A 6,986-nucleotide genomic window follows, 5' to 3' on the forward strand; every position below is an offset into this window, starting at 1 on the left:
GTCCGGACGGGATCGCCCGCCGCGCCACCGTCGGCCTGCCGGGCCGCTACAACGTCACCAACGCCGCCCTCGCCGTGGCGCTCTGCGCCGAGGTGGGTGCCGACATCGACGCCGCGATCCGCGGTATCGCCGACGTCGCGGTGCCCGGCCGGGTCGAACGGGTCGAACGCGGACAGGACTTCCTCGCCGTCGTCGACTACGCCCACAAGCCTGCCGCCCTCGACGCGGTCATCGGCACCCTGCGCGCCGCGACCGAGGGACGCATCGCCGTCGTCGTCGGTGCGGGCGGCGACCGCGACCGGACGAAGCGGCCGATCATGGGCGAGGTTGCGGCGCGGGCCGCCGATCTGGTCGTCGTGACCGACGACAACCCACGAACCGAGAACCCCGCCGCCATCCGCGCTGCCGTCCTCGACGGTGCGCACTCCGTGCCGGCCGCCGAACGCGGTGAGATCCTCGAGATCGGCGACCGCGCCGCGGCGATCGACGCCGCGGTCGCGTGGGCCCGTCCGGGCGACGTCGTCCTCGTCGCCGGCAAGGGCCACGAGACGGGGCAGGAGATCGAGGGAGTGAAGTATCCCTTCGACGACCGCGAGGTCCTCGGCGCAGCTCTCGACAAGTACCGGACCGCAGGACCCGACGGTCACCATCCGCCGGCTGCGGGCGGTTCGCATCACGGAGGCAAGGCATGATCCCGATGACACTGGCTCGGATCGCGGAGGTCGTCGGGGGCACCCTGCACGACGTCGACGATCCTTCCGCCGAGGTGACCGGTTCCGTCGAGTTCGACTCGCGACGGATCGGTCCCGGCGGCCTGTTCCTGGCGTTGCCCGGTGCGCGCTCGGACGGGCACGATCACGCTGCGGCCGCCGTCGCCGCCGGTGCGGTGGCGGTCCTGGCCGCACGGCCGGTGGGTGTGCCCGCGATCGTCGTGCCGCCGATTCCGCCGACCGAGACCAACGCCCTCGCGCTCGAACACGACAGCGACGGATCCGGCGCGGCCGTGCTCGCCGGCCTCGCGAAGCTCGCCCGCACCGTGGTGGACACGCTCACCGACGCCGGCCTCACCGTCGTCGGTGTCACCGGTTCGGCGGGCAAGACGTCCACGAAGGACATGATCGCCGCCGTGCTCGCACCGCTCGGTGAGGTCGTCGCCCCGCCCGGGTCGTTCAACAACGAACTCGGCCACCCGTGGACCGCCCTGCGCGCCACCGCATCCACTCGCTTCCTCGTCCTCGAGAAGTCGGCACGCGGCCCCGGGCACATCGCGGCCCTGGCCCGCATCGCCCCGCCGCGGATCGGTGTCGTGCTCAACGTCGGCACCGCCCACCTCGGTGAGTTCGGCTCCCAGGAGGTCATCGCCGAGACCAAGGGCGAACTCGTCGAGGCCCTGCCCAGCGCCGCCGACGGGGGAGTCGCGATCCTCAACGCCGACGACACCCTCGTGTCGAAGATGGCGACCCGCACCACCGGTCGCGTCGTGACCGTCGGGACCGGTTCCGGCGCTGCCTACCGCGCCGAGGACATCCACCTCGACGATCAGGCGCGCGCCTCGTTCACCGCCGTCGTCCCCGGCGTCGACGGGCAGGAACAGCGCGTGCCCGTGCGCCTGGCCGTCCACGGCGAACATCAGGTCGGCAACGCCCTGTCGGCGATCGCCGTCGCCGTGGAATGCGGTGGAACGGTCCGGCAGGCCGCCGAGGCGCTCGCCACGGCGGGTCCCGTCTCGGCCCATCGCATGGCCGTGCAGACCCGATCCGATGGTGTGACCGTCATCGACGATGCCTACAACGCCAACCCCGACTCGATGCGAGCAGCGGTGAAGGCCCTGGTCACGATGGCGCGGTCGGGCCCCGATCGCCGACGCACCTTCGCGGTGCTGGGGGAGATGGCCGAACTCGGTGAGGACGCCGTCGTCGCCCACGACGCCATCGGACGGCTCGCGGTCCGCCTCGACGTCACCCGAATCGTCGCCGTCGGGGCCACGCGACCGGTCCGGGGTCTGTTCCAGGGGGCAGTGATGGAAGGATCGTGGGGTGAGGAAGCGAGCCACGTACCCGATGCCGACGCCGCGATCGCGTTGCTGCGCGACGAACTGCAGCCGGGCGACATCGTGCTGGTGAAGGCATCGCAGTCCGTGGGTCTGTGGACCGTCGCCGAGGCCGTCCTCGCGGACGATCCGGCCGGTACCGGAAACGACGACGCTGCTGTGGGGACGGAGGACGCCCGGTGAGACAGATCCTGTTCGCGGCGGGCATCGCGCTCGCAGTCTCGATCCTGCTCACCCCCGTCCTGATCAAGATGTTCTCCCGGCAGGGCTTCGGGCAGGAGATCCGGGTCGAGGGCCCGCAGAGCCACCAGTCCAAGCGCGGCACCCCGACCATGGGAGGCGTCGCCATCCTCGCCGGCCTGTGGGCCGGCTACTGGGGATCGCATCTCATCGGGATGGGATACGACGCCGAAGGTCCTACCGCCTCGGGTCTGCTCGTGCTCGGCCTGACCACGGCGCTCGGCGGCGTCGGATTCCTCGACGACTTCATCAAGATCCGCAAGCAGCGCAACCTGGGCCTGAACAAGACCGCCAAGCTGGTGGGCCAGCTCGTCGTCGCGGTGGCCTTCGGCATCCTCGCCCTGCAGTTCCGCAACGCGGACGGCCTCACCCCGGCCAGCACCGATCTGTCCTATGTGCGCGACATCGCCACGGTCTCGATGGGTTCGATCGTCTTCATCCTGTTCGTGTACCTCCTGGTCAGCGCGTGGTCGAACGCCGTGAACCTCACCGACGGCCTCGACGGCCTCGCCGCCGGCTCCATGGCGCTGGTGCTCGGCGCCTACGTCATCATCACCTTCTGGCAGTACCGCAACGCGTGCGCAGTGGAGCCGACCGCCGGCTGCTACGACGTCCGCGACCCGCTCGACCTCGCATTGCTGTGCGCCGCCGGCGCCGCTGCCTGCATCGGCTTCCTGTGGTGGAACGCCGCGCCCGCCAAGATCTTCATGGGCGACACCGGATCGCTCGCCCTCGGCGGCATGCTCGCCGGCCTGTCCATCACCACCCGCACCGAGTTGCTCATGGTGGTCATCGGAGCGCTCTTCGTCACGGAGGCCGCGTCGGTGGTCATCCAGGTCGCGGTCTTCCGATCCAGCCGCAGGCGGGTGTTCAGGATGGCGCCCTTCCACCACCACTTCGAACTCGGCGGATGGGCCGAGACGACGGTGATCATCCGGTTCTGGCTGCTCGCCGCCATCGCCTCGGCCATCGGCCTCGCACTGTTCTACAGCGAGTACCTCGCGGCGATCGGGGACTGACATGACCGACGAACTCGAACGGCTCAGAGGGCAGTCGGTGCTCGTCGCCGGCGCAGGAGTGTCCGGCCGCGCGACGATCGAACCGCTCACCGACCTCGGTGCCCACGTCACCGTCACGGACCGCAACGAGCGGGCACTGGCCGAGTGCGCGGCCCTCGGCGCGCGGACGGTCGACCTCGACACGCTCGTCGACGACTCCGCTGCGCTGCGCGAATTCGCCCTGGTCGTCACGAGTCCCGGATTCCCGCCCCACGCGCCGTTGCTGTCGCGGGCGGCCGGCGCCGCGGTGCCCATCTGGGGCGACATCGAACTGTCCTGGCGCATCGACCGCGCCGAGATCTACGGGCCGGCCCGGCGGTGGCTGGTGGTCACCGGGACGAACGGCAAGACCACCACGACCATGATGGTGCACGCGATTCTCGAGGCCGCAGGTCGCAGCAGTGTCGCGTGCGGCAACATCGGTCTCCCGGTGCTCGACGCCCTGCGCCGCGACGACCCGCGCGCCGACGTCCTCGCCGTGGAGTTGTCGTCCTTCCAGCTGCACTGGGCGCCGTCGGTGCGACCCGACGCCGGTGTCGTGCTCAACATCGCCGAGGACCATCTCGACTGGCACGGCGGGATCGAGAACTACATCGAGGCCAAACTCGGGGCGCTCACCGGCGCCGTCGGGGTCCTCGGCCTCGACGATCCGATCGCCGGCGGTCTCCTGGATCGTTCCCGGGCTGTGGTCACCGTGGGTTTCACGCTGGGGTACCCCCAGGAGGGCGAACTCGGCATCAGCGGAGAACTGCTGGTCGACCGGGCGTTCGCGGATTCCGCCGTGCTGGCCCGAGTCGACGACGTGACGCCCCCCGGCCCTGCCGGACTGTCCGATGCCCTCGCGGCCGCCGCCCTCGCACGGGCGATCGACGTGCCCGAATCGGCGGTACACGACGGTCTGCGACGGCACCGCGTGGGGCCGCACCGCGCCGCGCCGGTCGGGCAGGTCGACGGTGTCGACTACATCGACGATTCGAAGGCGACCAACCCGCATGCGGCCCGCAGTTCGCTCCTCGCGCGCGACCGCGTGGTGTGGATCGCCGGTGGTCTGCTCAAGGGTGCCCGCGTGGACGACCTGGTCGCCGAGGTGGCGCCGCGGCTGTCCGGAGCCGTGCTGCTCGGCCGCGATGCCGGCGACATCGCCGAGGCGCTGACGCGACACGCCCCGCAGGTCCCGGTCGTCGTGGTGGACACGAGCGACGATGAAGCGATGACCGATTCGACTAGCGAGACCGACACGCCTCCGGTGACGAGGATCGCGGCGCCGGGCGCCGACGGTCCCACCGCGATGCGCGTGGCGGTCCGGGAAGCGGCCGCTCTCGCCTCGGCGGGAGAGACGGTGCTGCTCGCCCCGGCTGCGGCGTCGCTCGACATGTTCGCCGATTACGCGGAACGCGGCCGGAGCTTCGCGTCCGCGGTCGAGGAACTCCGCGGGGGCGGGACGCACAGGTGACCTCTCGGGCAGGCGCGACTCGGTCGGGGGCGAGCTCCGACGATCCGGTGGTGGGAGCCCGCGGCCGGTTCGGAGCCTGGTTGGCGCGGCCGCTCGCATCCTTCCACCTCGTGGTGACGATCGCCGTGTTGCTCACCGTGCTCGGACTCGTCATGGTCCTGTCGTCGTCGAGCGTGGGTGCGGTGGCCGCGGCAGGGTCGGCCTACGGGTTGTTCACCTCGCAGTTGATCTTCGCCGCCCTCGGCATGGTGATCTTCTACATCGCGCTGCAGATCCCGGTGCGTCTGATGAGACGGTTCGCCTTCCCCGCGTTCGCGTTCTCGGTCGTGCTGCTGGTGCTCGTGCTCATCCCCGGCATCGGCACCCTCTCCCAGGGCACCCGGGGCTGGTTCGTCATCGCCGGCATCTCGCTGCAGCCGGCCGAGATCGCCAAGATCACCCTCGCGGTGTGGGGTGCGCACCTGCTGGCCTCGCGCCGCGGCGAGAACTCCACCCTCCGCGAGATGCTCGTCCCGCTCGTCCCGGCGGCCCTGCTCGTGACCGGCCTGATCGTGCTGCAGCCCGACCTCGGCACCACCGTCTCTATCGTGATCATCGTGCTGGCCCTGCTGTGGTTCGCGGGCCTACCCCTCAAGGTGTTCCTCGGCATCGTCGGCACCGCCGGTACGCTCGCGGTGATCCTGGCCCTGACGGCCGGTTACCGCTCGCAGCGCGTGCGGGCCTTCTTCAATCCCGGCGACGATCCGCAGGGCGCCGGTTACCAGGCGCGACAGGCGAAGTTCTCCCTCGCGGACGGCGGCCTGTGGGGTCGCGGGCTCGGCCAGAGCCGCGCGAAGTGGAGCTATCTTCCCAACGCCCACAACGACTTCATCTTCGCGATCATCGGCGAGGAACTCGGCTTCCTCGGCGGGGTGGCCGTCATCGGCCTGTTCGGACTGTTCGCCTATGTCGGACTGCGCATCGCGATGCGCTCGGCCGACCCCTTCCTGCGTCTGTTCACCGCGACGGCGACGACGTGGATCATCGGTCAGGCGTTCATCAACATCGGTTACGTCGTGGGGCTTCTACCCGTGACCGGTCTGCAGTTGCCGCTCGTGTCGGCCGGTGGCACGTCGACGGCCACCACCTTGCTGATGTTCGGGCTGATCGCGAACGCGGCCAGGCACGAAACCGAGGCGATCGCCGCACTGCACGCAGGGCAGGACGGCCGGTTCGCGCGATTGCTGCGTCTGCGCAAGCCGGAGGCGTACCGGCCCGGTCGCAGACCGGCGCGTACGGCCGCCTCGCGGCAGCCGCGATCGCGGGTCGCGGCGCCCGAGCGGGCCGCTCCCGCAGCGTCGGGGGGTAGAGGGTCGCGCACGCGGCAGCCTCAGGCGCCGAACGAACGGCAACGTGGAGCGGCGCAGGACCGGCGGGCGTCCGCGGGCCGCGCGCAACCGACGGACGGAACCGGCCGGGCCCGGCGCGCGCAACCCGCGCGGGAACCGGCCCGCAGCCGGCAGCAGACGAACCGCACGACACGCGGATCGAACGGACGAAGCGGAGAGCGAGGGAACCGTAGGTGAGTGGGGAGAGGCCGGCACTGTCGGTGGTGGTGGCCGGAGGTGGTACGGCCGGGCATATCGAACCGGCGCTCGCGGTGGCCGATGCCGTCCGCGCACTCGTGCCCGATGCGCGGATCACGGCGCTCGGCACCGAGCGCGGACTCGAGACGACCCTGGTGCCGCGACGCGGCTACCCACTCGAACTCGTCCCGCCCGTGCCGCTGCCCCGCAAGCCGACGGTGGACCTGCTGAAGCTGCCGGCCCGGGTCGTCGCGTCGGTGCGCCGCACCCGGCAGATCCTCGACGAGGTCGACGCGGATGTCGTCGTCGGTTTCGGTGGATATGTGGCGTTGCCCGCCTACCTCGCGGCCGAGGCCGGTCCGCTGCGTCGACACCGTCGCATCCCCGTGATCGTCCACGAGGCCAATGCGAGCGCGGGTATCGCCAACAGGATCGGAGCCCTGAGGGCGGAACGCGTGCTCGCCGCCGTCCCGAACTCGGGAATCGTCCGGCGCGGTGACGCGCAGATCGTGGGGATCCCGGTCCGCTCGTCCATCACCGGTCTCGACCGCGCCGGTCTGCGCGGGGAGGCACGGCGGCACTTCGGTCTGCCCGACGATGTGCCCGTCCTGCTCGTGTTC

General features: G+C 71.2%; 6 protein-coding genes. All 6 read left to right on the forward strand.

Features of this window, described 5'->3' with window-relative positions; translation table 11 throughout:
- Positions 1 to 692, forward strand: a 692-nt coding sequence (locus R1101_RS26635) for a glutamate ligase domain-containing protein (protein WP_016933864.1), incomplete at its 5' end; no start/stop codon positions are given.
- Entirely contained in the window at positions 689 to 2,233 is a 1,545-nt protein-coding gene (locus tag R1101_RS0113065; RefSeq protein WP_016933865.1) for a UDP-N-acetylmuramoyl-tripeptide--D-alanyl-D-alanine ligase, read from the forward strand. The genes R1101_RS26635 and R1101_RS0113065, both read left to right, overlap by 4 nt.
- A complete protein-coding gene (gene mraY / locus R1101_RS0113070) occupies positions 2,230 to 3,309 on the forward strand; it encodes a phospho-N-acetylmuramoyl-pentapeptide-transferase (protein ID WP_016933866.1) in 1,080 nt (359 codons plus the stop codon). Before R1101_RS0113065 ends, mraY begins: the two co-directional genes overlap by 4 nt.
- Position 3,310: 1 nt before the next feature.
- Entirely contained in the window at positions 3,311 to 4,801 is a 1,491-nt protein-coding gene (gene murD / locus R1101_RS0113075) for a UDP-N-acetylmuramoyl-L-alanine--D-glutamate ligase (protein ID WP_016933867.1), read from the forward strand.
- Positions 4,798 to 6,366, forward strand: a complete 1,569-nt coding sequence (gene ftsW / locus R1101_RS0113080; RefSeq protein WP_442969886.1) for a putative lipid II flippase FtsW — start codon at positions 4,798 to 4,800, stop codon at positions 6,364 to 6,366. The genes murD and ftsW overlap by 4 nt, the downstream gene beginning before the upstream one ends.
- On the forward strand, positions 6,363 to 6,986 hold a 624-nt coding region (locus tag R1101_RS0113085; protein ID WP_016933869.1), incomplete at its 3' end, for a UDP-N-acetylglucosamine--N-acetylmuramyl-(pentapeptide) pyrophosphoryl-undecaprenol N-acetylglucosamine transferase. The genes ftsW and R1101_RS0113085, both read left to right, overlap by 4 nt.

Source organism: Rhodococcus sp. R1101 (genome assembly GCF_000278445.1).
Classification (GTDB): domain Bacteria; phylum Actinomycetota; class Actinomycetes; order Mycobacteriales; family Mycobacteriaceae; genus Rhodococcus; species Rhodococcus gordoniae.

Excerpts from the sequence above, each read along its gene's own strand:
- murD (WP_016933867.1), top strand. The coding sequence starts at position 3,311 with ATGACCGACGAACTCGAACGGCTCAGAGGGCAGTCGGTGCTCGTCGCC.
- R1101_RS0113065 (WP_016933865.1), top strand. The coding sequence starts at position 689 with ATGATCCCGATGACACTGGCTCGGATCGCGGAGGTCGTCGGGGGCACC.